Genomic DNA, 24,884 nt, shown 5'->3' on the forward strand with positions numbered 1-24,884 from the left:
CTACAATACTCAATCTTTCAAGTTTTTATAATTGGTTTACTGCCAAGGTGTCTTGTGTCAAATCAACAACAGATGGCTGCTCAAACAGCAACTTTTTGGCAAGGTGCCAAAGATAGTCAAGCCATCGTACTTACTTATTTACCGGTTTCTTTTGCCTTTGGCGTTTCTGCATCTCAATTTGGTTTTAGCCCGTGGGAAGCATTTTTTCTTTCCTGTTCAATGTATGCAGGTGCTAGCCAATTTTTAGTGGTGGCACTTTTGGCAAGTGGCTCCTCTATTTGGCTAACTGCCCTAACGGTTATTGCACTTGATATTCGCCATGTACTTTATGGTCCAGCACTATATAACCTAATTCCAAATAAACTGAACTTAAAAAAGACGGCTGTTTGGGCTTGGGGCCTTACAGATGAGGTTTTTGCGAGTGGAATGATTCAGCTTTCACAGCGCAAGCAGCAATGGTCTGAATCTTGGATGTTAGGTTTAAGTCTGTTCAGCTGGATGTCTTGGGCTAGTGGTTCATTGTTAGGTGGGCTATTTGCAGATCAAGTCGCTCACCTTCCAAAGTTTTTACAAGCAGCTTTAGACTTCTTATTACCTGCTTTATTTTTAAGTTTTTTACTCGCGGCTTTTGAACGTAAACATACTTTAGTCGTCGGTGTATCCTTAGTCGTTTCAGCCTTGGCCTGTTATTGGATTAACTTATCTGCTGCTATTTTTATTGGTATTTTTTCAGGCATTTTAGCGGGTCTATTTAAACATTATGTGCTGAAACAGTTTGATGAGGTTGAAGCCTAATATGAACTTAGAAATTATTTTGGTCGGTATTATTGTTGGTATTGCTAATTTTGCTTCCCGCTTCGGACCATTTTTTGTTATACAGAAACTACAAGGTACTCATCAAAAACGTGGGGCTGTCTGGATAAAAATTGCTTTAGGAAGTATTGGTATATCTGCAATTAGTGCAATGCTTGTGGTTGCCACCCTGCCCCCACTTCTTAAAAATCCAGATAAAAGTTTAGCAATGCTCATCGGCTTTCTGGTTTTAGCAGGTCTTTATTTTAAATTTAAGAAAATTGTTCCTGCGACGTTAACTGCTGCACTCGTTTATGGCCTTATCTATACTTATTTACCTTTATAAATAGATAAACTTATCAACCTTATATAATATATAAATGCTAGAAGTGATTAAAAATAATGACTTCTCGCATGAAAAACTCATTTTTGAAATTTATTAAAAGATAACACCATCTAGCGATTAGAGATAAAAATGTCACAAGTTAAAATTTATGCAAATGAACAAACCATCATGCAATATCGAGAAATGCTTTCTCATGCGATTCATCAAGCGCTCATTGAAGAGTTGAAATACCCAATCGAGAAAAGATTTCAAAGGTTTATTAGCCTTAAACCAGAAAACTTTATCTATCCTTCAGATCGAAGCCAGCACTACGTTATTATTGAACTTTCAATGTTTACTGGCCGAAGCACCGAAGCCAAGAAAAGATTAATCCAAACCTTATTTCGTAATATTCAACAGTATTGTCGAATTACTCCTCAAGACATTGAAATCACAATTTTCGAAACCCCTAAAGAAAATTGGGGTATCCGTGGTCAAAACGCAGATGAATTACATTTAAATTATCAAGTTAACGTTTAAAAACGACTTACTTCATTGTCTGACAAAATTCATCTTTTTATGCGTTATAAGGCTTAACTCCACCATAAGTTCTGCTATGCTTAAAAAAATAATTTTGTCAGGATGATTCGCATGAGCGTGACACTCGGTACCCCACTTCAATCTTCTGCATTTAAAGTTTTATTGTTAGGTTCAGGAGAGCTTGGCAAAGAAGTTGTAATTTCCCTACAACGCCTTGGTGTAGAAGTACATGCAGCCGACCGTTATGATCACGCACCAGCTATGCAAGTTGCACATTTTTCTTATGTGTTAAACATGGCTGATCCAACTCAATTAAAACAGCTCATTGAAAAAGTTAAACCAAATTTAATTGTTCCAGAAATTGAGGCGATTGCGACAGAAGTTTTGCTTGAGATTGAAGCTAACCAAACAGCAACTGTCATTCCTTCTGCTAAAGCTGTAAACCTGACCATGAACCGTGAAGGTATTCGCCGTCTTGCGGCTGAAGAACTTGGTTTACCTACATCTGCTTATCGTTTTGCTGATACGCTCGAAAGCTTCCGCGCTGCTTGTGATGACATTGGTTATCCAAACTTTGTAAAACCGGTCATGTCTTCTTCTGGTAAAGGACAGTCTCGTGTAAAAAGTTTCGATGAAGTCGACGCGGCATGGGAATATGCAATGCAAGGTGGCCGTGTTAACCAAGGCACTGTTATTATCGAGTCTCAAATTGATTTTGACTTTGAAATTACACTCCTTACCGTTCGCGCTAAAAACCCTGAAACTGGTGAAATTGAAACTCACTACTGTGACCCAATTGGTCACCGCCAAGATGCAGGCGACTATGTAGAAAGCTGGCAACCTCAACCAATGACACCTGCTGCACTTGAAGAAGCAAAACGTATTGCAAATAAAGTGACAACAGCTCTTGGTGGCTGTGGTATTTTTGGTGTAGAACTGTTTATCAAGGGTGATAAAGTTTGGTTCAGTGAAGTTTCTCCTCGTCCACACGACACAGGACTTGTAACTTTAGCGTCCCAGTATCAAAGTGAATTTGAATTACATGCACGCGCCATTTTAGGTTTACCTGTAAATACAGCACGTCACAGTGTGGCCGCAAGTGCCGTAATTTATGCTGGAGTCGATGCTAATAATTTAAGTTATAGCAATCTGAATGTAGCCTTAGCTCACCCAGATACAGACTTACGTTTATTTGGCAAACCTGAAGGTTTCAAACGTCGCCGTATGGGTGTGGCAACGGCTCGTGCTGAAAATACTGATCTTGCCCGTACTTTAGCGAAAGAAACCGCTGATCAAGTAAGCGTTCAAACAAATTCTTAATTTTTACTTATTGGTAGACCCATTTTCATGATCAATACATCGCCATTGTTGAACTATGTCTCAAGTCATCATGATATTAAAGCCATTAATCAGTGGCGAACGGATGTAGAAAAACAGTTGCAAGATTCATATGAAAATGGGCAATCTATTCGTGAAATTATTAAAGCCCGTTCAGATTTAGTTGATGAAGCACTGATCTTTTTATGGAAACATGCTGAACTTGATCAGACTGAATTGGGTCTTTTTGCTGTAGGTGGTTATGGGCGCCGTGAAATGCTGCCCTATTCCGACGTCGATATCATGATCCTATCGGAACATGAAATTAACGAAGAAAATGAAAAACGCATCTCTACTTTTATTTCTTCTTTATGGGATGTGGGAAACTTTAAACCCGGCATTAGCGTTCGTACCATTCAAAGCTGTGTTGAACAAGCCGCTACCGATTTAACCGTTGCAACCACTTTAATTGAAGCACGTTTAATAACAGGTAATACTCAACTTGCAAGATGGCCTCGCCGCATTGTTTCACAAACATGGACAGATAAAACCTTTTATGACGCAAAAATGGCAGAACAAGCCAAGCGTTACCACCAACACAACAATACTGAAAGTAATTTAGAACCTGACATTAAAAATGCACCAGGTGGTATTCGTGATATTAACCAGATTGGTTGGATTGCTAAACGCCACTTCCGTGTAAACCGTATTTATGACTTAGTACATTTAGGCTTTATTTCAGAATTTGAATTGGGTGTTTTAGAAGAAGCAGAAAGTTTTCTTTGGGAAATCCGTCACCACTTACACCGTTTAGCCAAACGTGATGAAAACCGTTTGCTTTTCGATCACCAAAGGGAAATTGCCGCTAAATTTGGATATGTGCGCCAAGAAGGCCAACCTGTAAATTATGGCGTTGAGCAATTCATGAAACGCTACTATCGTACGGCACAACAGGTTTCAACACTGAATGAAATGTTGCTGGCATATTTTAGCGAATCGGTAATTACCCCTCGACTCCCCAACTATGAACGCAAAATTGAAGTTGTTAACGATCATTTTAAAATTGTCGATAATAAACTTGCCGTACAGCATCATAAAATATTTGCAGAACATCCAAGTGCGATTTTAGAGTTGTTCTATATTTTAGCGAATCGACCAGATATCGAAGGTATTCGTGCTCGAACTTTGCGCTTACTTATTCTTGCAGCAAAAAGAATTAACCAAAGTTACCGTAATAACCCAGAAAACCAAGCACTGTTTATGTCGATTATTCGCTCACCCTATCGTCTATACGATACCTTAGTTGCGATGAAACGTTATGGTGTTTTAGGAAACTATATTCCTGCTTTTGGGCAAATTATGGGTCTTATGCAATATGACCTATTCCATATCTATACGGTCGATGCTCACACCTTATTACTACTACGTAATTTAAATCGTTTTAGAGAACCTGAATTTGCCAAAGAATTCCCTGTGGTGAGCTCAGTTTTCCAACGTCTTGCCCGTCAAGATATTGTCTTTATTGCTGCATTATTCCATGACATTGCAAAAGGCCGTGGTGGTGACCATAGTGAACTTGGTGCAGAAGATGCAATCGAGTTTGGACGTGCACATGGCTTTACAGAGCGTGAATGCAAATTAATTGCATGGCTGATTCAAAACCATTTACTCATGTCACTTACGGCTCAGAAAAAAGATATTTCTGATCCGGATGTCGTGAAAGATTTCGCCGAAAAACTTGGCGACATGGAGCATCTCGATTATCTCTATACTTTAACAGTTGCCGATATTAATGCGACAAATCCAAAACTTTGGAATACATGGCGCGCATCACTTATGCGTCAGCTTTATACGCATGCTCGTGATGTAATCCGTACTGGTTTAGGTCGTCCTGTTGACTATCAAATGCTGATTGAAGACACCAAATTTGCAGCAAGTGAATTACTGGTAAATAACTTTGCATTGGCTGATGTCGAAAAAGTATGGCAAGAACTTGGTGATGAATACTTCATTAAAGAGTCAGCAGACGAAATTGCATGGCACACACAAGCAATTTTAAAACACGGCGATAATCCGGAGCCATTAGTTCTGTTGCGTGCTCACCGTAAAGCAGCTCAGGATGCTGTGCAAATCTTTATTTATACACGCGATCAACCTAATCTCTTTGCCACAACCGTTGCTGTTTTAGACCGAATGAACCTAGACGTTCAAGACGCAAAAATTATCACGGCAAGTACAGCATTTAGCTTAGACACTTATGTTGTACTCGATCGTTTCGGTACATTACTTACCGACCCAGAACGCGAAGAAACTGTTAAAAATGCATTAGTGAAGGCACTTAGCCAACCAGACCAATACCCTGGGCTAATGCAACGCCGTATTCCACGTCAATTACGTCACTTCGATATTGAAAATACAGTCGACGTTACATTGAATGAAGCTTTACAGCAAAACATGGTCGAAATTTCAACACTTGACCATCCTGGCCTACTTGCACGTGTAGGTGGTTTATTTATGATGCAAGGTTTAGACATCCATTCAGCCCGAATCGCAACTTTAGGTGAACGTGCCGAAGATATTTTCTTTGTCACCAAAAAAGATGGCAAACCGCTGAATAACGAAGAGGTCAAACTCTTCTCGGAAAAACTGAAAGCTGCATTAGATGAAGCATCTAATCAAATTTGTCAGCACTGAAACTCAACTACTTGGTAACTGTTTAATGAACTCTAGCTTGTCGTTATTACATCCGTATCCATTTGAAAAGTTAAACCAACTTTTTAAGGATACTACCCCTGCTAACCTTCCCTTGATTCCACTATCAATTGGTGAACCTAAGCATCCAGCACCAGAGTTTGTTAAAGAGGCTATTATTGATAACTTTAATCATCTATCCACTTATCCAAACAGCAAAGGCTTACCTGAGCTTCGCCAAAGTATTGCAGAGTGGTTAACTAAGCGCTTTAAACTTAATAGTATTAGTGCTGAAAACCATATTTTACCTGTATCTGGTACACGTGAAGGTATTTTCTCTTTTGTTCAAGCTTTGATTAACCGTGAAGATGCACCCTATGTGGTGATGCCAAATCCGTTTTATCAAATTTATGAAGGTGCAGCATTACTTGCCGGCGCAAAGCCATACTTCATTAATTGCACAGAAGAAAACGGATACTTAGGTGACTTTGACGCGGTACCAGCAGAAGTATGGGAAAAAACAGCCCTTCTTTTTGTATGTACACCGGGGAACCCAACAGGTACTGTGCTTTCTAAAGGGCAATTTAAAAAGCTGATTGCCTTATCTGATCAATATAATTTCGTTATTGCTTCTGATGAATGCTATTCAGAACTTTGGTTTGACCAAGCCCCTACGGGTTTATTAGAAGTTTGTGCAGAACTTGGCCGTGATGACTACAAAAACTGTATCGTCTTCCATTCACTTTCAAAACGTTCAAACTTACCGGGTATGCGTTCAGGTTTTGTAGCGGGTGATGCTGCTTTATTAAAGCCATATTTGCAATACCGTACCTATCACGGCGCAGCAATGCCTGTTCAGCATCAACTTGCATCAATTGCGGCATGGAATGATGAAGATCATGTTGAAGAAAACCGTAAACAATATCGTGCAAAATTTGACTTATTCCAATCTGAACTAGGCCATTTACTGCCATTACAAAAACCTGATGCTGGTTTTTACTATTGGCTAAAAGTTGATAATGATGAAATTTTTGCCAAGATGCTCATGGAAAAAGCACACATTAAAGTTCTACCGGGTCGTTATCTATCTCGTGATACCGAACAAGGTAACCCTGGAGCCAACCATGTACGTATGGCTTTAGTAGCAGATTTAGCACAATGTGAAGAAGTAGTTAAGCGTTTAAAAGCAGTTCTTTAAGTCTCTTCTTAGCAGTTGTACAGCCTTTTACTCAGGTTGTACAACTGGGCTATAACACTATTTATAGGTAATCAAAAGCACAGCAAAAATAATAAAAGCAATACTAGAACAATAGTATAAACCTGTCGCAGAGCGCTTAATTTTGACTAAGATTCGTTCATAGGCCAGCAGTTTAACCAATAAGATATTCCAGATTAACACCACACCGACCATCCATACACTCATAAGCAGTTTTTGAAATAAGCTAAACTTATATTGTATAAGCAGCATCAAACTACTATAAAACATAACATTTTTAGGATTTAGAAGACTCGATTGCAAACCTAATACCAAGCTTTTAATTTTGTTGCACTTATCTTTTGCTTGGTCACTTAAATTATTTACATCGGTTGAGAAATTTAGAACTGTAGATCGGGCTGCATTAAAACAAAGAAAACTCAAGTAAGCTAAATACAAAGCGCCAAGCCATTTAAATATTAAAAGCAAGATACTACTTAAGTTTCCAAGCAACATAAAACCAAACAGGCATCCCGCCAAAATTAAAGCGTTTCCCACAGTGATTCCCAGAACAATACCATAGGTATAACGGCGCCCTTTTTGCAAAAGACTAGTGAGAATAAGAAAGAAATCTGGACCCGGTGATAACAGTGCTAAAAAATGAGTAAATGCAATAACTAAAAAAACTTCCATAACAGCTTCATCTGTAAAACAGTCTGGAAAATCTTAGAAATAGAGCTAAACAATTTCTTGTAAATTATTGCGCGGCTGCGAGCTGGAACTGCCGAGGAGTTACCCCTGTATGTGCTTTAAAAGCTTTATGGAAATGGCTTTGATCACTAAAACCTAAGTTGACGGCCAGCTCTGCGAGTGAAATTCCCTGTTTAAGGAGTTCTCGAGCTTGGTTAATTTTTAAATTTATTTGAAAAGCATGGGGTGTTAGACCGACATTTGCTTTAAATAACCGTATGATCGCATAACGGCTCAGACCAATCTGCTGGGCAAGTACCTCTAAAGAAATAAAATCCTCAGAAGAGGTAATTACATTAACTAAATCTAGAAAATCTCTATATAAGTACTGCGGTTTTTGTATTTCTTCTAAAATAAAATGAGGCAATAATAAATCTATAAGACAATCAAAAAGCACCTGTTCCTTTTCAAGAATTAGCTTTTGCTTATCAAAAAGTGTCTTATTCATTTCAGTAAAAGCTTTGTATAAAGTTTCATCTTTTATAATGATCGGCTTATGCTGTGGCAGATGCAAATCAAAACCTTGCTGTTGAAACTCTGAATATAACTGGCTTAACCAAGTCAGATCTAAATGCAGCATTTGGTAACTCCAAGCCATATTTGGCTTAGGATTACAAGAATGCTCTATATGGGCGGGCACAATAACTAAAGTACCCGCGGAGATCTCTTGCTCAGTGCTAAAAGAACTTTTAAAAATACTATTCCCTTCGTCTACAGCACCAATTGAAAATGTTGGATGGCTATGAGACTTATAACATGTTCGGCTAAAACACGACCTTCGAGTTTCAACATATGGCATTCGCCGATCTTGCCAAAACTCGAAAGGTTGAGGAATAGCGTTCATTGAATCGATTAGCCCGCTAATGCTTTTTCAATATCGGCTTCCAATGCCTCTGGTTTAGTTGTAGGTGCATAACGATTTAAAACTGAACCATCTTTGCCAACCAAAAATTTGGTAAAGTTCCATTTAATACTACTACTTCCCAAAATTCCTTTTGCTTCACGTGTTAAATATCTAAAAATCACATGAGCTTCAGGCCCTTTCACATCGACTTTGGCAAACATAGGGAATTTCACCCCATAATTTCGCTGGCAGAAAGCCCCGATTTCTTTATTATTTCCTGGATCTTGCCCACCAAACTGGTTGCAGGGAAAACCTAAAACTTCCAAACCTTGATCTTTATATTTTTCATAAAGTTTTTCGAGGCCCGCAAACTGTGGAGTAAAACCACATTTACTGGCAGTATTTACAATTAATAAAACTTTACCTTTGTAATCAGCAAATTGCTTAATATCACCTTCTAACAATTCAGCTTCAAACTGATAAATGTTACTCATGGATAAGTTTCCTCGTCATTTTTTTCTTGTGTTTTAAGTTGTAATGATGCCGAGTTCACACAGTAGCGTAAACCTGTCGGCTGTGGTCCATCTTCAAAAACATGCCCAAGATGGGCTTCGCAATCATGACAAACAATTTCAGTTCTGACCATACCATGTGTTAAATCTTCATGTTCATCAATAACAGTTCCATTTACTGGGCGAAAGAAGCTTGGCCAACCGCAACCGCTATCGTATTTTGCATCTGACGAGAACAATTCCGCGCCACAACAACGACAAACATAAGTACCGTGCTGCTTAGTATTCCAGTATTGCCCCGTAAAAGCTGGTTCAGTGCCCTTTTGTCGTGTTATCCGATATTCTTCTGGTGATAACTCTCTTTGCCATTCCCGGTCTGTTTTATTAACTTTTCCCATGACATGCACCTTTTATTCTGATGTAAACATAAATTGATAATCGTATTTTATATTTACGCCATTCATCAAAAAAACACTAGTCTCTGAACGTAAAATTTGTTGGAATTTAATCATCTAAGCAACAGGAAGCAAAAAGTAAGCAAATTACAAAAACAAAAGTAAGCATATTTATGCTTTATTTTCTTTCAAGGAAGCAAAGATGGTGCTATTCTTGTTTGGCACGGTTGTATAGGACAAAACATGTCTCAGAAAAAAAGTGTGCTTTTCCAGCAACTATTACCAGTTATCAAAGAGTATCAGCAATCGGGTTTTACCCATGAAAAAATTGTTGAATTACTAAAAGATCAACATGATCTAAATTTGGTAACGGTTAAAACATTTAAAAGTTATTTATACCGATATGCAAAAGTGAACCCAGCTATGTCTAAAAATACTGCTACTCTCCAATCCATGCCAACTTCTCGGGAAATTAAGAAATCATCGAAGCTTGAGCATGTTTGCTATGACATTCGCGGACCTGTATTACGAGCCGCCAATGAAATGGAAGAGCAAGGACATAAAATCATTAAGCTAAATATCGGCAACCCTGCTCCATTTGGTTTTGAAGCACCACAAGAAATTATTAATGACGTTGCTTTAAACCTACCAAATGCAATTGGCTATGTTGACTCAAAAGGTATCTTCCCTGCACGTAAAGCGATCTGCCAGTACTACCAACAAAAAGGTATCTTAAATATGCACGTTAATGACGTGTATATCGGTAACGGCGTGTCTGAACTTATTGTAATGGCTATGCAAGGTCTACTTGATGATGGCGATGAAATGCTAATTCCAATGCCGGACTATCCGCTTTGGACAGCAGCCGTTAATCTTTCGGGTGGTACTGCTATTCACTATAAATGTGATGAAGAAAATAGTTGGTATCCAGATATTGCCGATATTGAAAGTAAAATTACTTCAAATACCCGTGGTATTGTGATTATTAACCCGAACAACCCAACTGGCTCGGTATATCCACGCCACGTGCTTGAACAAATTGTGACTCTTGCCAAGAAATACGATTTGATTTTATTTGCTGACGAAATTTACGACAAAATTGTTTATGACGGAATTGAGCACGTTTCGGTTGCCTCTTTAGCTGGCGATCAGTTATGTATTTCGTTCAATGGTTTATCAAAAGCTTATCGTATTGCTGGTTTCCGCTCAGGTTGGATGGCAATCACAGGCGATAGAAGTCGTGCGGCAGACTATATTGAAGGCTTAGATATGTTAGCTTCTATGCGTTTATGCGCAAACGTACAAGCTCAATATGCAATTCAAACTGCGCTTGGCGGCTATCAATCCATTAATGACTTAATCCGCCCGGGTGGTCGTCTATATGAACAGCGCAATATCGCATGGGAAATGTTAAATGAAATTCCTGGGGTAAGCTGTGTAAAACCAGAAGGTGCAATGTATTGTTTCCCACGACTTGATCCGAATATTTACCCAATCGAAGATGATGAAAAGTTAATGTTAGATTTACTTCGTGCCGAAAAAGTACTTTTGGTACAAGGAACGGGATTTAACTGGCCAACACCAGATCATTTCCGGGTTGTTTTCTTACCTGCAGAAAATGAATTACGCGAAGCAATTGGTCGCTTAGGTCGTTTCTTAGCAAATCGCCGTTAAAAAATGCATAATTAAAAAAGGCATCTTAATTAGATGCCTTTTTTATTTTTATACCATTTATGCAGGTAGTTAAAAACTTAACCACTTCATTTAAAGCATACTTGAAAAACAACTTAGTATGTTGATTCAAATATCTTTTTTATAAAACAGATTCATCCTAGTCTCTTCTTAAAAAGAAAATAATATTTTTTACCATTCGATTAAATTCTTATATTTTTCCTGTATTTCTCTTCTCGCTATTATGCAAAAAATGCATGAGTTGATATTTTTTTGCATTTCACACTGCTTCAAAATCGAGCAACAATCCCTTTCCATAACAACATCACCATATTCGATTCGGTTAACACTGATGCAGATTTAGGAAGATGAAATCAGTTAACGGACCGAACTGAACTTACAAGGAAAGCTTTTCAATCATCTCTAGCCCATCTAAAAGATGATTGAACCCAAAGGATAGAGGTTCATATGAAGCAAAAGAAATTGCTCAAGTATATTGTAGTTGCTATTTTATTAGGAGTATTGACAGGTTGGATCTGTCACCACTTCTTTAATGAAGGTGAGCAACTGAAGCAAATCGCTTCTTATTTCAATATCGTCACAGATATCTTTTTACGTCTCATCAAAATGATTATTGCACCACTGGTATTTGCCACAATTGTGTCTGGCATTGTATCTATGGGTAAATCAACTTCTATTGGTAGTATCACGCTTAAGTCAATGACTTGGTTTATTACTGCGTCATTTGTATCGCTTGCAATCGGTATGGGTTTAGTCAATTTTTTTCAACCCGGCGCGGCATTAAATTTAGTATTACCAACAGCTCAAGAACTCAGTAGCGCCTCTCTCCCAGCGACTACTGGCTTTACACTACAGTCATTTTTAAGCCATGTTTTTCCACGCAGTATTGCAGAAGCCATGGCGAACAATGATATTTTACAAGTGCTTGTTTTTGCTATTTTCTTTGGTTCAGCACTCGCATATGTCAATCAGGATAAAGAAAAAGACTCCGTTATTATTCGTCTAACAGATGAACTCAGTAAAATTATGTTCCGTATTACTGATTACGTCATGAAATTTGCACCTATAGCAGTTTTTGCAGCGATTGCTTCTGCAATTACAGTACAAGGTTTAGGATTAATTGTTGACTACGGAATTTTAATTGCAGAATTCTACTTTGGGCTTTTATTACTCTGGGTTGTTTTATTCTCGGTGGGTGCAATCGTACTGAAAAAAGATATCTTCCGTTTAGGCAAGTTAATTCGTGAGCCTGTAACCCTTGCTTTTGCTACAGCTTCTAGTGAATCAGCTTATCCTAAAGTTATGGACGCCCTAAATAAGTTCGGTGTGCCTAAAAAAGTGACGAGCTTCGTTTTACCTTTAGGTTATTCATTTAATCTTGATGGTTCAATGATGTATACCACCTTTGCGGTACTCTTTATTGCTCAGGCTTACCACATTGATTTGAGCTTTACCCAGCAAATCTTAATTTTGTTAACTCTTATGGTAACAAGTAAAGGTATTGCAGGTGTTTCGAGAGCTTCTATTGTTGTAATTTCAGCAACACTCACGATGTTCCATTTGCCTGAAGCTGGCATTTTATTATTGCTCGGAATTGATCAATTCCTTGATATGGGCCGCACCGCTACAAATGTGGTTGGTAATAGTATTGCTACCGCAGTTGTGGCAAAACTTGAAGGTGACAAAGTTGCTGATATTGAAGAGTCGCCAGAACCTGTATTAATTAAAACAACACAAGAACAAACGATCGCTTAAGTTTCTCTTTTCTCCCACTCTCCCAACTAAAGAGCAATTTTATATGACCAATAAAATTGCTCTTTTTTTATTCTAAAATTAAACAATAAAAATTTACCGACATTTTTATATTAAATAATGAACTCAACAATAGGTTTTAGTTCCTATTAAATTTCTTAATTTTAAACCTTAAAAAAAGAATAAAAACCCAACAATCAAAATTTATATCTTTAAAAATATAGATCAAATGCTTATTTTTTAATTCAATTTATTGTTTATTATTTATATTAAATAACTGAAATTATTATTGAGTTTAACTATATGATTTTTAATATCATTTATAATTTTAACTATAACATTAAAAATCAACAATATAAAATTATCATCTGGTAAATAAAACTTTAAAACCACCTATTATTTTTTATTTTTATAATAATAAAAAAGTCATTTGTAATCTTTATATAAAAAAGTAAAAAAAGAGAGATAAATTAGAAAAACTTAATAGATTTTTTATTTTTTTCATGATATTTATTAGCGCTGAATAAGAGTAATGACTAAATGATTGTTGTTGAAACAAAATGATATTCAGGGATGCTTCTTATTCAAATAAGTTGCGAATATGTTTTACATGGTATGTATTTTGCTTAGGACAAGCAGGCGTATTCAGCAAACTTCTACTTCGTCACTTCATAAGGATATTTTCGATGTTGACTAAAACTGTTAAATCTTTCGGTTTAGCTATGGGCTTATTGGCCTGCTCTCTCCCACTTTACGCAAAAAACAATGTTGTTGTCGTTGCTACTGGCGGTACAATCGCTGGTGCTGGTGCAAGCTCAGCAAATAGTGCAACTTACACAGCAGCAAAAGTTCCAGTTGATGCTTTAATCAATGCAGTGCCACAAATCAAAGATTTGGCAAATGTAAGCGGCATTCAAGCATTACAGGTTGCTTCTGAAAGTATTACTGACAAGGAATTATTACAAATTGCTCGTCAAGTAAACGACCTTGTTAAGAAGCCATCTGTGAATGGTGTCGTAATTACTCATGGTACAGATACTTTAGAAGAAACAGCATTTTTCTTAAATCTTGTTGTTCATACTGACAAACCAATTGTTGTTGTTGGTTCAATGCGTCCTTCAACTGCACTTTCAGCAGATGGACCACTTAACCTTTATAGCGCAGTTGCTTTAGCAGCTTCTGATGAAGCAAAAAATAAAGGCGTTATGGTTCTCATGAACGACTCTATTTTTGCTGCACGTGATGTAACTAAAGGCATTAACATTCATACAAATGCTTTTATTAGCCAATGGGGTGCTTTAGGTACATTAGTTGAAGGTAAACCATACTGGTTCAGACAGTCTGTTAAACGTTTTGCAAATGCTTCAGAATTTAATATTGAAAATATTAAAGGTGATGCACTTCCACTCGTACAAATCGTTTACGGTTCAGACTCTATGCTTCCTGATGCTTATGAAGCATATGCAAAAGCTGGCGCTAAAGCGATTATCCATGCGGGTACAGGTAACGGTTCTGTTGCGAACTATATCGTTCCAACTTTACAAAAACTTCATGATAAAGACGGTATTCAAATTATCCGTTCATCACGTGTACCACAAGGTTTCGTATTACGTAATGCTGAACAACCTGATGATAAATATGGTTGGGTAGCTGCTCATGACTTAAACCCACAAAAAGCACGTCTTCTTGCAGCTTTAGCTCTTACTAAGACTAATGATGCTAAAGAAATTCAACGTATGTTCTGGCAGTACTAAGTTTTTCAACCAGCCCAAACTGATTTGGGCTGGTTCTTTTCTCCTTAATTCTCTCCTTGAAAATACACTCCATCTTTGGTCAATCCTCCACTTTCGTGTTCTCAACATTCTGTTTAAATACTAAAATCCATAACAGTTGCCAAAATATTAAGCATTTCGTTTGAACTTTGCGTGTTAAACTATGCTTCGGTCGCATTAAGGATTGGTTTATGCAGTTTGTTCATCTCGGTATTTACACAGAATTTTCGATTACAGAGTCGATTGTTCGCATACCCGACTTGGTCAAGGCTGCTGTAAAGGATGAAATGCCTGCGCTGGCACTTACCGACTTATCCAACCTGCATGCTGCTGTAAAGTTTTATAACTCTTGTCTAAAAAAGGGTATTAAACCTATTTTAGGTAGCACCATCCGTCTTAACGATGCCCAGCATCGTGCAACGTTACTTGCAATGAGTGAGGTTGGATGGAAAGGTATGACTGAAATTGTTTCACGTGGCTTCATTGAAGGTCAGCAACTCAGTATCCCTTGCGTACAAAAAGAATGGGTTCTAGAACAACACCAAGATATTATTGTTTTACTGGGTCAGCACAGCGATGTTGGACAAATGCTTTGCTCATCTAACCCACAAAAAGCTGAACCGTTACTTGAAGAGTGGATCGAGAAATTTGGCGATCGTGTTTATCTTGCTTTAACACGTACTGATCGTCCGGGCGAAGAAGACTTTATTCAAGAAGCTGCCAAACTTGCAGCTAAATACAAAATTGGTGTAGTTGCACATAACGATGTGCACTTTGTTGAAAAAGAAGACTTCGAAGCACACGAAGCACGTGTATGTATTGCAGATGGTTATGTTTTAGCAGATGACCGACGTCCACGTTTATATAGCCCGGAACAGCATTTCAAAACCTCAGATGAAATGATCGAGCTATTTTCAGATATCCCAAGTGCTATTGAAAACACCTACCATATTGCTAAACGCTGTAATGTCAGCTTAAAACTCGGCACTTACTTCTTACCTGAGTACCCAATTCCTGATGGTTTTACCATCGACAGCTATTTTGAGCACTTATCAAAAGAAGGTTTGGAAGAGCGTTTAAACTATCTTTACCCAGTTGAAAAACGTGGTGAAGACTGGCCAGAAATCCGTAAGCCTTATGATGAGCGAATTGATTATGAAGTCGGAATCATTCTTAAAATGGGATTCCCCGGCTACTTTCTTATCGTCATGGACTTCATTCAATGGGCAAAAAATAATGGTGTCCCTGTAGGGCCAGGCCGTGGTTCTGGTGCTGGTTCATTGGTTGCATATAGCTTAAAAATTACCGACCTTGACCCTCTTCGTTACGATCTACTCTTTGAACGTTTCTTAAACCCAGAACGTGTATCGATGCCCGACTTTGACGTCGACTTCTGTATCGCAGGTCGTGACCGTGTTATTGACTATGTATCACGTACTTATGGCCGTGAAGCGGTTTCGCAGATTGCCACGTTCGGTACAATGGCTGCAAAAGGAGCAATTCGTGACGTTGCCCGTGTTTTAGGTAAGTCTTATGGTCTAGCTGACCGTATTTCAAAAATGGTTCCAACTAAACCACTCGGTGTAGATTTGGCAACTGCGATTGAGATGGAACCTCAGCTTAAAGATATCGTCACCAATCCTTCAAACCCCGATAATGATGATGCCAGTGAAATTTGGGAAATGGCATTAAAGTTAGAAGGTATTACCCGAAATACTGGTAAACATGCCGGTGGTGTTGTTATTGCACCCGGTAAAATTACCGATTTCTCTGCGGTACTTTGTGACGCCGACGGTACTAACCGTGTAGCTCAATACGATAAAGATGACGTAGAAGCTGCAGGTCTCGTAAAATTCGACTTTTTGGGCTTACGTAACTTAACGGTTATTGAAGATGCTATTCAAAATATTAATAAAAATCGTGGCAATGACCCATTAAACATTTCTCACGTCCCTCTTGACGATCCTAAAGCTTATTCTGTCTTTGCCGATGCAAATACAACCGCGGTATTCCAGTTTGAATCCGTCGGTATGAAACGAATGCTGAAAGAAGCACGTCCAAGTAAATTCGAAGAAATTATTGCGTTCGTGTCTTTGTATCGTCCGGGCCCGATGGACCTGATTCCTGACTTTATTCACCGTATGCATGGTGGAGGTTTTGAATATCTTCATCCTTTGCTTGAAGGCGTATTAGAGCCAACCTACGGGATTATGGTTTACCAAGAACAAGTAATGCAAACTGCACAGATTTGTGCGGGTTATACGCTCGGTGGCGCTGACTTGCTCCGCCGTGCGATGGGTAAAAAGAAACCTGAAGAAATGGTGAAACAGCGCCAAATCTTCCTTGAGGGTGCTGGACAAAAAGGTATTGATGAAAGCACAGCTAACCATATCTTCGACTATATGGAAAAGTTCGCAGGCTATGGTTTTAACAAATCGCACGCAGCTGCTTATGCTCTTGTTGCATACCATACAGCATGGTTAAAAGCCCACTATCCTGCCGAATTTATGGCAGCAGTAATGTCATCGGAAATGCAGAACACTGACAGTGTCGTATTTTTGATTGATGACTGTCGAAATAATGGACTCGAGGTCTTACCTCCATCGGTTAACATGTCGACTTATCATTTCCATGCCAGTGATGATAAAACTATTGTTTATGGTTTAGGTGCAATTAAAGGTGTTGGTGAACAGGCAATGCAGTCTGTTATTGACTCACGTCGTCAACAAGGTCCTTATACCGACCTATTCGACTTCTGCCACCGTATTGATTTGAAAAAAATCAATAAACGAACTTTAGAGGCACTTATCCGTGCTGGTGCGCTAGATTGTTTAGGTATTGAACGTTCTAGTTTAATGGCTCAATTGCCTGAAGCCGTACAAGCTGCTGAACAAGCACGTAGTAACCGTGAAAGCGGCATTATGGACTTATTTGGTGAAGTTGAAGAAGTTCAACGTAAACCTGCCAAGCCAGTTAAGCCATGGAGCGATGAAGTTCGTCTTAAGGGTGAAAAAGACACACTGGGTTTGTATTTAACAGGTCACCCTATTGATGTTTACCGTCAAGAACTCAAAGCCTTTATTCCTGCAAAACTTAATGAAATTACAGCAACTCGTCGTGGCGTAACGACTGTTTATGCAGGTCTTGTTCTTGATGTAGCCAACTTCCCAAACCGTGTTGTTATCGTACTCGACGATGGAACAGCACGTATTGAAGTAAGCTGTAACCATGAGCGTTTCCAACGCTTTAAAGATATCATTCAAGTTGAACGTGTAGTGGTCTTTGAAGGCGAAATTTATGAGCGTGAAGGCTTTGATCGTCCAATGGGGCGATTAACCAAAGCATTCAACTTAAATGAAATCAGACAAAAACGTGCCAATAGTATTCAAATCAAATTAACCCATGATTTAATGCAACCAAGTTTGGCTAAAGATCTACAAAATATATTATTGCCTTATTGTAATGTCGATATGCATCAGCATATTGCAATACAACTACAGATTGACCAACCATATGCGCAAGCTGAGCTTCAGCTTGGCCCGCAATGGAAAGTCGCTCCTTTAGATGAACTTCTTGCCAAACTGAGAGATTACTTTGGTAAAGATAATATTCATATTGAATATCAGGTAAAATCTAAGGCAGCTAAAGCAGCAGAACCTGTTCGTCCACAACCTGTTGCCTCACCTCCTGTGGACATGACTATTGATGATGCGTTGGATTCATACCAAAGCGAAGTTTCTCAATATTCGTAATTTCTGGAAATCTTATGAGTTTGTTTGACGACACCGCCGTGTCAAAACAATTAGCACAAGTGCGTATTGTGATGGTCAATACCACTTTGCCTGCTAATATTGGCAGTGCTTTACGCGCAATGAAAACAATGGGCTTGAGTAAGTTGGTTCTGGTTTCACCAAAGACCTATCCACATCCAGATATTCAGGCGCTTGCTGCTGGTGCACAAGATTTATTAGAACAAGTTGAAATTGTTGAAACACTCGAAGACGCGATTAAAGATTGCCATTTAGTTTTTGGAACGAGTGCGCGTAGCCGTACTATTCCATGGCCTTTGCTTGATGTGCGCCCTGCTTCCAAAGAAGCAATTAAGGCAGCTTCACAAGGTCAGCAAATTGCTATTGTTTTTGGACGTGAAGACCGCGGCTTAACCAACGAAGAATTAGCTTTGGCAAACTATCACCTTACTATTCCTGTAAACTCGGACTATGGTGTACTTAACGTTGCTCAAGCGATTCAAGTCGTATGTTACGAACTTCGCATGTCGGTATTAGAGCAAAAAGAGTCTGTTTCTAATGATGGACAAATGCCACTTGCTCAAGGTCAAAGCATGCAATGGGATGAGCCTTTAGTCACTCAGCAACAAATGGAAGAGTTTTATCCTCATTTGGAAAAAATGCTGACCGAAATTGAATTTTTAGATCCAGAAAATCCACGTTTATTACCTTTACGCTTGCGTCGTTTATTTGGTCGTATACAATTAGATCGTATGGAATATCATTTACTTCGCGGTATTTTTAGTCGTGTTCAAGCCCTCACAAGCGGCAAATGGAAAAAAGCATCATCGGACAAGGAGGATCAATCCAATGCTTAAACAGCTTAAAGAAGATATACAGGCTGTATTCGCGCGAGATCCTGCTGCACGAAATACACTCGAAGTACTTACCACTTACCCAGGTATTCATGCTTTGCTCTTGCATAGACTTGCACATGAGCTTTGGAAAAAAGATTGCAAAGGTACTGCCCGTTTTGTTTCTTCATTTAGCCGTTTTGCAACCGGTATTGAAATTCATCCCGGTGCTAAAATCGGCAAACGCTTCTTTATCGATCATGGTATGGGCGTTGTGATTGGTGAAACTGCTGAAATTGGTGATGATGTAACGCTATACCACGGTGTTACTCTAGGTGGTACTACATGGAATAAAGGCAAACGCCATCCAACCTTAGAAGATGGTGTAGTTGTCGGTGCTGGTGCGAAAATATTAGGACCGTTTACAGTTGGTAAAGGTGCTAAAGTCGGTTCAAATGCAGTGGTGACAAAAGCGGTACCCGCTGGTGTAACAGCCGTTGGAAACCCTGCTCGCTATATTTATAAAGATGCCGACAAAACTAAAGATAAAGATGAAGAGCGCCGCCGTGATTATGCACAAAGTATCGGTTTTGCTCCGTATGCGACTACTGCTGATCAATCTGACCCAATTTTAGAAGGAATGCGAGTTTTACTTGACCGTATTCAGCACAATGAAACGCGTATGAATAATTTGTGCCAACGCTTATCCGAACTTGACCCCACTTTCAAAAAAGAAAGCCAAGATGAACAGCCTTTTAGTGATGAAGAGCTAAAAATTCTTGAAGAAGTTCGTCGTGAATGCGGTGCACAAAACAAGACATCAAAAACGTAATATTCTTGATTCATAATGTAACACGCTTACCCTTGCATGTGGGTTTAGCTTTTCCTAGACTTAACTGTACCAAATCTGACTTTACTAAAATGAACGGAAGATCCTATGAATTTTAAGCCATTGGCGTATTTAATCCTTGCAACTTCTAGTTTAACAGCGTGTACAATGGCACCTGTAAAAGAACAAAAAATCGAACCTTTTGTTTTCAAGGAACCAGAGCTTACTCCTCCATTTTATGCATTAAATCCATTTAATTATGATGCTCCACCTGCGTTTGAAGTTGCTTTAAAAGATGCCGCAGCACAGCCTGTAACTAAAATGGTGGTCACTCGTCAGGACGATCCAACTAAATCGCTTACATTAGATACAAATAAACTGATTGTACCTACCATCAATAATTCACAACGTTCGATGAAGTATGCAGTTTTAGCTGGCGATAATGAAATTGATGTGACTGAAATTGATGACTTCTTACAGCTTGTTGAAGGTAAAGCTCGTCACTACCCGCCTCGCTTTACTGATCGTCAAGAACGTAAAGGTTTTGAAAGCAAACTCAAAGAAGTAACTCAGCGTTTAGATACTTTAGCAGCTAATCCAAATGCTTCATTTGATATTTTAATTCGAGCATTTAAAGCAAGTGTACTTGCTCGTAACCTTGATTTAGGTACTGCCCATACCACTAGATCTTTAGAATATGCACAAAGACTTTTAAAAATTAGCCCAGATGATCCAGAAACTAATTTCTGGTTTGGTTTTGGTTTGTCTGAAGGTGGTGGTCAACGTGAAGCTATTCCATACTTAGACAAAGCCATTAAAGGTGATGTTCAAGAAGCATATTTAGCTGCTGCAAACAACTATATTGCAATGGAACAAAAGAAAAACGCGATTCAGACCTTAAAAAACTACAAGGTTAAATATCCTGACGAAGCTGAAGTTGCAGATCGTTTGATTCAAGAAATTGAAAAACAAGGTCGTTGGAATGTATGGCAAGTTTTAACAACCCCTGCTATGGCCCCAGCCACTCCAACTGCACCAGCAAAAAAATAAGAGTATAAACTTACTAAAAAGGGCTGATTTGACAGCCCTTTTTTATATTTGATCAATTGAAAAATACTTTAAAATTTGTATGATCTGCATATTACTGATCCACATATTTGACCATAATGTTTGTTAGAAAAAGAAACTCAGCGCTCTTCACGGTCATACTCCTCGGTTCAATTCTGAGTGGATGTCAGGTGGTAAATGTTAAGCAACAGGCCCTCAACGTCACTATTGCAAACGAACGTAATAGTATTCTTACCCAAGATAAATTGAGTGAAGCAAGTCTTAACGTTTTGTCTATGTCAGGACAAGAAGCTAAAACTTGTACAGATTCCCCTGATACCTGTGTTAATCAGCTTAAAAATCTTCCACAAATTTTAGATGAACAGCTTTTATCTGCCGCGAGTGAAATGTATCTGGCAAAAGCGATGGCTTTATCAGATTCTTCCGAGTGTAAAATTAGTCGGTTCACTAAGCACAAAGCCTCTGATGAACAAAAAGCAATTCAGAACAAATATGACGATTGCTTAGACCAACAATTGAGCTTACTCGATAAGAGCATTCGTTATAGTTATGCCTACTTATTTTCAACAAAACGTCAGCCAACCGATCGTATTTTTGATAATAGGCAAGTTCAAATACGGGACTTTTATAATCAAGCCATTGCTAAAATGGTGAGTATTTATGATCTAAGATACCCTAAAAAAAATGTGGTAGAACCACAAATCCATATTGGTAAGAGTGTCTACTCAATTGACTTTGAGTTTCATAGACAGTTAACTGGTCAAAAGTTAGAAAAATTAATTTCAAGTTATAACTTAAATTTCTCTGGTTTAAGAACAATCAACCGTCGTGATGGTTTCGGTTCTGAATTTGTGGCTGTTTTCCCAAGTTCAGAAAAAGAAGAAACTAATGAATACATTTTAGATCCCCTCCATTACAGCTATAAAAATGGTGTGAATCCGAATATTCACCATGCACGTTATTTAGCAGCAACTATTGTTGCCGAACCTAAAAAAGCCAAAACTGTTGAAGAAATTATTAATGATCCAGAATTTGTAATTCGGGTTTATGATCCTTATCGAACAGATAATATTAATGTCGCTGGTAAGCAATACCCTTTAGCTGCCAACTTCTCGGCTCCTTATGGTTTATGGTTAGCTGAAAATAACTTAGGTGTAGCCGCTTATTTGAGCCTGATTGATCGTGATCAGCATTTAACCATGCCGCATTTATATATGCTCGAACCTTATAATCCAAACAAAAAAATTATTGTGTTGGTACATGGTTTAGCAAGTAGCCCCGAGGCATGGATTGCTCTTACTAACGATGTGATGGGCGATACAGTTTTAAGAGATAACTATCAGGTTTGGCAAGTTTTCTACTCGACCAATATGCCAATCTTAGAAAGTCGATTCCAAATTTATGCACTATTAAAACAAGCTTTCGGTTCGTTAAACCCAAGTGACCCTGCTGCACATGATGCCGTGCTTGTGGGACATAGTATGGGAGGTATTATTAGCCGTTTACTGGTCAGTTATGGTGATATTACTCAACCAGCTTTGAAGCTAATGACTGTACGTCAACAGAACCGCTTCAAAAAACATCCTATGGTGACTGAACGATTGCAAATGCATTCAATTGCTAACTTTGATCGCGCAATTTTCTTAGCATCACCTCACAGAGGTACAGATTATGCAGATCGATGGTTTACTTTAGCTGCTCGTAAAATTATTCGTTTGCCGGGAGCTTTTTTATCTGCTGTAGCGACATCACTAACCACTGAAAACCTAGATGTTAAAGATTTCTTGAATAACATTGATAATGGTCTGATTCAAAATGGACCAAGTGACTTAAGCCATCAATCTAAGTTTATGGAACTCACTGAAAATATTAATCCACACCAAGGCTTAGTCTTCCATTCAATTATGGGTAACATTACTAAAAGCGATGATCCAAATGTCATTACCGATGGTATTGTTCCTTATAAGAGCGCTCACTTAGAGGGTGCAAAGTCTGAGAAAGTACTTCCGGGTGGACACTCTATTCAGTTAACACCTCAAGCTGTACTAGAGCTACGTCGTATTTTACGAGAGCATTTAGTTGAACATGGTTTGTATAAACCATAAAAAATAAAAAAGAGCCAAAGGTGATCCTTTGGCTCTTTTGTTTTAGGCTAGATTTTATTGCCCAGAACGAATGATGTAATCAAATGCAGAGAGTGATGCTTTAGCGCCTTCACCTGTGGCAATAATGATTTGTTTGTAAGGTACAGTTGTACAGTCACCTGCAGCGAATACACCTTTTACATTGGTTTCATTGCGGTCATTGACAATAATCTCGCCACGATTAGTTAACTCAACTTCACTTTCTTTCAAGAAGTCAGTGTTTGGTAATAAACCAATCTGTACAAAGATCCCTGCAAGCTCGACCACATGCTCTTCATCAGTCGCACGATCTTTATATTTAAGACCTGTTACTTGTGAACCGTCACCCAATACTTCTGTGCTTAACGCATTCATAATTACTGTGGTGTTTGGCAAGCTGTTTAACTTGTTTTGCAACACTTGGTCTGCACGAAGTTTAGTATCAAACTCAACCAGAGTTACATGCTCAACAATACCTGCAAGGTCAATTGCCGCTTCAACACCTGAGTTACCACCACCAATCACGGCAACACGTTTACCTTTGAACAGTGGACCATCACAGTGCGGGCAGTACGCTACACCACGGGTACGGTATTCAGCTTCACCCGGTACATTCATTTCTCTCCAACGTGCTCCTGTTGAAAGGATCACAGTTTTCGATTCAAGTTTTGCACCGTTTTCAAGTTCAACTTCAACCAGACCATTTGCTGTTTGGTTGGCACCCGTGATTTTGCTGACACGTTGCAGGTTCATGATATCAACATCATATTCACGAACATGTGCTTCCATCTCGGCAGCAAACTTAGGACCTTGAGTCTTTTGCACAGAAGTGAAGTTTTCAATGTCCATGGTATCCATGACCTGACCACCGAAGCGTTCAGCTACAATACCGGTGTTAATACCTTTACGTGCTGCATAGATTGCTGCTGTTGCACCTGCAGGTCCACCACCAATCACCAATACATCAAAGGCATCTTTGGCATTGAGTACCGCCGCATCTTTTTCAGCTGAGTTGGTATCAAGTTTTGCCACAATCTCTTCAAGCGTCATACGACCTTGACCGATGTGTTCATTGTCCTGGAACACCATTGGCACAGCCATGATTTTGCGTTGTTCCACTTCGTCTTGGAAGAATGCACCATCAATCATGGTTGCCGTAGTGTTCGGGTTATAAATGGCAATCAGGTTAAGCGCCTGTACCACGTCAGGACAGTTATGACAGCTAAGTGATACGAATACATCAAAGTTGGCTTTGAGGTTTAAACCTTTAATTTGATTTAAAACCTCATCCGACACTTTAGGTGCATAGCCAGACACTTGTAACAGTGCCAAGATCAAAGATGTAAACTCATGGCCCATTGGTAAGCCTGCAAAGAACACACGAGGCTGTTCACCTGCTTTAGCCACACCAAAGCTTGGACGACGTGTATTGTTACCGTCAAAACGGGCTGTTACCTTGTCAGAAAGCTCAGCGATTTCAGTTACTAATTCTTTAATTTGGGCAGCTTTATCTGATTCATCCAAAGCAGCAACTAATTCGATTGGACTTTCTAAACGTTCTAGGTAAGCTTTTAATTGAGTTTTAATGTTTTGATCTAACATCTGTTTTTACTCCAATGCATCCAAATTCTTTCAATAGATGCATAGTACGTGAAAACAATGAATAGGTAAAACAGTATGTTTTTATGTATTTGATCGGTTTTTT

At 38.8% G+C, this 24,884-nt stretch carries 19 protein-coding genes; 14 read left to right on the forward strand and 5 right to left on the reverse strand.

The annotated features are described in order from the left end of the window. The first annotated feature begins 72 nt into the window (after nt 1-72). The 6 genes from J582_RS16600 (at nt 73) to dapC (ending at nt 6,863) form a co-directional block, all read left to right on the forward strand. Nucleotides 73-795: an AzlC family ABC transporter permease gene (locus J582_RS16600; RefSeq protein WP_080746698.1), complete on the forward strand. Its 723-nt coding sequence runs from the start codon at nt 73-75 to the stop codon at nt 793-795. A 1-nt stretch (nt 796) separates the two neighbouring features. Further along, on the forward strand, nt 797-1,138 hold the full coding sequence (gene ygaH / locus J582_RS16605; RefSeq protein ID WP_004709233.1) for an L-valine transporter subunit YgaH: 342 nt from the start codon (nt 797-799) through the stop codon (nt 1,136-1,138). Between the two features lie 129 nt (nt 1,139-1,267). Beyond that, nucleotides 1,268-1,657 carry a tautomerase family protein gene (locus J582_RS16610; protein WP_032048254.1) on the forward strand — a complete coding sequence of 130 codons (390 nt, stop codon included), beginning with the start codon at nt 1,268-1,270 and terminating at the stop codon, nt 1,655-1,657. 102 nt (nt 1,658-1,759) lie between these two features. Continuing rightward, complete coding sequence (gene purT / locus J582_RS16615) at nt 1,760-2,977, forward strand: formate-dependent phosphoribosylglycinamide formyltransferase (RefSeq protein WP_080746687.1); 1,218 nt, start codon at nt 1,760-1,762, stop codon at nt 2,975-2,977. 27 nt (nt 2,978-3,004) lie between these two features. Continuing rightward, a complete protein-coding gene (gene glnD / locus J582_RS16620) occupies nt 3,005-5,668 on the forward strand; it encodes a [protein-PII] uridylyltransferase (protein WP_004709237.1) in 2,664 nt (887 codons plus the stop codon). Nucleotides 5,669-5,693: 25 nt separating this feature from the next. Then, entirely contained in the window at nt 5,694-6,863 is a 1,170-nt protein-coding gene (gene dapC, locus J582_RS16625) for a succinyldiaminopimelate transaminase (protein WP_032048256.1), read from the forward strand. Nucleotides 6,864-6,920: 57 nt separating this feature from the next. Here dapC and J582_RS16630 read toward each other — a convergent pair whose 3' ends face one another. From J582_RS16630 to msrB, 4 genes are all read right to left on the reverse strand, one after another. Beyond that, nucleotides 6,921-7,553 carry a LysE family translocator gene (locus J582_RS16630; RefSeq protein ID WP_032048257.1) on the reverse strand — a complete coding sequence of 211 codons (633 nt, stop codon included), beginning with the start codon at nt 7,551-7,553 and terminating at the stop codon, nt 6,921-6,923. Between the two features lie 64 nt (nt 7,554-7,617). Next, nucleotides 7,618-8,463: an AraC family transcriptional regulator gene (locus J582_RS0104885; RefSeq protein ID WP_032048258.1), complete on the reverse strand. Its 846-nt coding sequence runs from the start codon at nt 8,461-8,463 to the stop codon at nt 7,618-7,620. Next, nucleotides 8,463-8,948 (reverse strand): glutathione peroxidase, encoded by a 486-nt coding sequence (locus J582_RS16635; protein WP_002050111.1) that lies wholly within the window; start codon nt 8,946-8,948, stop codon nt 8,463-8,465. Before J582_RS16635 ends, J582_RS0104885 begins: the two co-directional genes overlap by 1 nt. Beyond that, nucleotides 8,945-9,364 carry a peptide-methionine (R)-S-oxide reductase MsrB gene (gene msrB / locus J582_RS16640; protein ID WP_002050224.1) on the reverse strand — a complete coding sequence of 140 codons (420 nt, stop codon included), beginning with the start codon at nt 9,362-9,364 and terminating at the stop codon, nt 8,945-8,947. The genes J582_RS16635 and msrB overlap by 4 nt, the downstream gene beginning before the upstream one ends. A 240-nt stretch (nt 9,365-9,604) precedes the next feature. Here msrB and J582_RS16645 point away from each other — a divergent pair, with 240 nt between their 5' ends. From J582_RS16645 to J582_RS16680, 8 genes are all read left to right on the forward strand, one after another. Beyond that, on the forward strand, nt 9,605-11,035 hold the full coding sequence (locus tag J582_RS16645; RefSeq protein ID WP_032048259.1) for a pyridoxal phosphate-dependent aminotransferase: 1,431 nt from the start codon (nt 9,605-9,607) through the stop codon (nt 11,033-11,035). Nucleotides 11,036-11,500: 465 nt separating this feature from the next. Continuing rightward, nucleotides 11,501-12,808 (forward strand): dicarboxylate/amino acid:cation symporter, encoded by a 1,308-nt coding sequence (locus J582_RS16650; protein ID WP_032048260.1) that lies wholly within the window; start codon nt 11,501-11,503, stop codon nt 12,806-12,808. 683 nt (nt 12,809-13,491) lie between these two features. Then, the gene (locus J582_RS16655; protein WP_032048262.1) at nt 13,492-14,559 is read left to right on the forward strand and encodes a type II asparaginase; all 1,068 of its coding nucleotides are present in this window, start codon (nt 13,492-13,494) and stop codon (nt 14,557-14,559) included. 209 nt (nt 14,560-14,768) lie between these two features. Continuing rightward, nucleotides 14,769-18,329 carry a DNA polymerase III subunit alpha gene (gene dnaE / locus J582_RS16660; protein WP_032048264.1) on the forward strand — a complete coding sequence of 1,187 codons (3,561 nt, stop codon included), beginning with the start codon at nt 14,769-14,771 and terminating at the stop codon, nt 18,327-18,329. Nucleotides 18,330-18,343: 14 nt separating this feature from the next. Further along, complete coding sequence (locus J582_RS16665) at nt 18,344-19,183, forward strand: RNA methyltransferase (protein ID WP_032048266.1); 840 nt, start codon at nt 18,344-18,346, stop codon at nt 19,181-19,183. Beyond that, nucleotides 19,176-19,991: a serine O-acetyltransferase gene (gene cysE / locus J582_RS16670; protein WP_000917698.1), complete on the forward strand. Its 816-nt coding sequence runs from the start codon at nt 19,176-19,178 to the stop codon at nt 19,989-19,991. The genes J582_RS16665 and cysE overlap by 8 nt, the downstream gene beginning before the upstream one ends. A 105-nt stretch (nt 19,992-20,096) precedes the next feature. Next, a complete protein-coding gene (locus J582_RS16675) occupies nt 20,097-21,038 on the forward strand; it encodes an ABUW_2363 family tetratricopeptide repeat lipoprotein (protein WP_032048267.1) in 942 nt (313 codons plus the stop codon). Nucleotides 21,039-21,154: 116 nt separating this feature from the next. Further along, entirely contained in the window at nt 21,155-23,161 is a 2,007-nt protein-coding gene (locus J582_RS16680) for an esterase/lipase family protein (RefSeq protein WP_032048268.1), read from the forward strand. A gap of 54 nt (nt 23,162-23,215) precedes the next feature. Here J582_RS16680 and ahpF read toward each other — a convergent pair whose 3' ends face one another. After that, complete coding sequence (gene ahpF / locus J582_RS16685; RefSeq protein ID WP_032048269.1) at nt 23,216-24,781, reverse strand: alkyl hydroperoxide reductase subunit F; 1,566 nt, start codon at nt 24,779-24,781, stop codon at nt 23,216-23,218. Nucleotides 24,782-24,884 lie beyond the last annotated feature (103 nt).

Origin of the sequence: Acinetobacter sp. 1566109, assembly GCF_000582255.1 — a bacterium.
Lineage (GTDB): Bacteria > Pseudomonadota > Gammaproteobacteria > Pseudomonadales > Moraxellaceae > Acinetobacter > Acinetobacter nosocomialis.

What these genes read in the sequence shown, in the direction of transcription:
- J582_RS16600 (WP_080746698.1), top strand. Translation starts at nt 73, where the DNA reads ATGGCTGCTCAAACAGCAACTTTTTGGCAAGGTGCCAAAGATAGTCAA.
- ygaH (WP_004709233.1), top strand. Translation starts at nt 797, where the DNA reads ATGAACTTAGAAATTATTTTGGTCGGTATTATTGTTGGTATTGCTAAT.
- J582_RS16610 (WP_032048254.1), top strand. Translation starts at nt 1,268, where the DNA reads ATGTCACAAGTTAAAATTTATGCAAATGAACAAACCATCATGCAATAT.
- purT (WP_080746687.1), top strand. Translation starts at nt 1,760, where the DNA reads ATGATTCGCATGAGCGTGACACTCGGTACCCCACTTCAATCTTCTGCA.
- glnD (WP_004709237.1), top strand. Translation starts at nt 3,005, where the DNA reads ATGATCAATACATCGCCATTGTTGAACTATGTCTCAAGTCATCATGAT.
- dapC (WP_032048256.1), top strand. Translation starts at nt 5,694, where the DNA reads ATGAACTCTAGCTTGTCGTTATTACATCCGTATCCATTTGAAAAGTTA.
- J582_RS16630 (WP_032048257.1), bottom strand. Translation starts at nt 7,553, where the DNA reads ATGGAAGTTTTTTTAGTTATTGCATTTACTCATTTTTTAGCACTGTTA.
- J582_RS16635 (WP_002050111.1), bottom strand. Translation starts at nt 8,948, where the DNA reads ATGAGTAACATTTATCAGTTTGAAGCTGAATTGTTAGAAGGTGATATT.
- msrB (WP_002050224.1), bottom strand. Translation starts at nt 9,364, where the DNA reads ATGGGAAAAGTTAATAAAACAGACCGGGAATGGCAAAGAGAGTTATCA.
- J582_RS16645 (WP_032048259.1), top strand. Translation starts at nt 9,605, where the DNA reads ATGTCTCAGAAAAAAAGTGTGCTTTTCCAGCAACTATTACCAGTTATC.
- J582_RS16650 (WP_032048260.1), top strand. Translation starts at nt 11,501, where the DNA reads ATGAAGCAAAAGAAATTGCTCAAGTATATTGTAGTTGCTATTTTATTA.
- J582_RS16655 (WP_032048262.1), top strand. Translation starts at nt 13,492, where the DNA reads ATGTTGACTAAAACTGTTAAATCTTTCGGTTTAGCTATGGGCTTATTG.
- dnaE (WP_032048264.1), top strand. Translation starts at nt 14,769, where the DNA reads ATGCAGTTTGTTCATCTCGGTATTTACACAGAATTTTCGATTACAGAG.
- J582_RS16665 (WP_032048266.1), top strand. Translation starts at nt 18,344, where the DNA reads ATGAGTTTGTTTGACGACACCGCCGTGTCAAAACAATTAGCACAAGTG.
- cysE (WP_000917698.1), top strand. Translation starts at nt 19,176, where the DNA reads ATGCTTAAACAGCTTAAAGAAGATATACAGGCTGTATTCGCGCGAGAT.
- J582_RS16675 (WP_032048267.1), top strand. Translation starts at nt 20,097, where the DNA reads ATGAATTTTAAGCCATTGGCGTATTTAATCCTTGCAACTTCTAGTTTA.
- J582_RS16680 (WP_032048268.1), top strand. Translation starts at nt 21,155, where the DNA reads ATGTTTGTTAGAAAAAGAAACTCAGCGCTCTTCACGGTCATACTCCTC.
- ahpF (WP_032048269.1), bottom strand. Translation starts at nt 24,781, where the DNA reads ATGTTAGATCAAAACATTAAAACTCAATTAAAAGCTTACCTAGAACGT.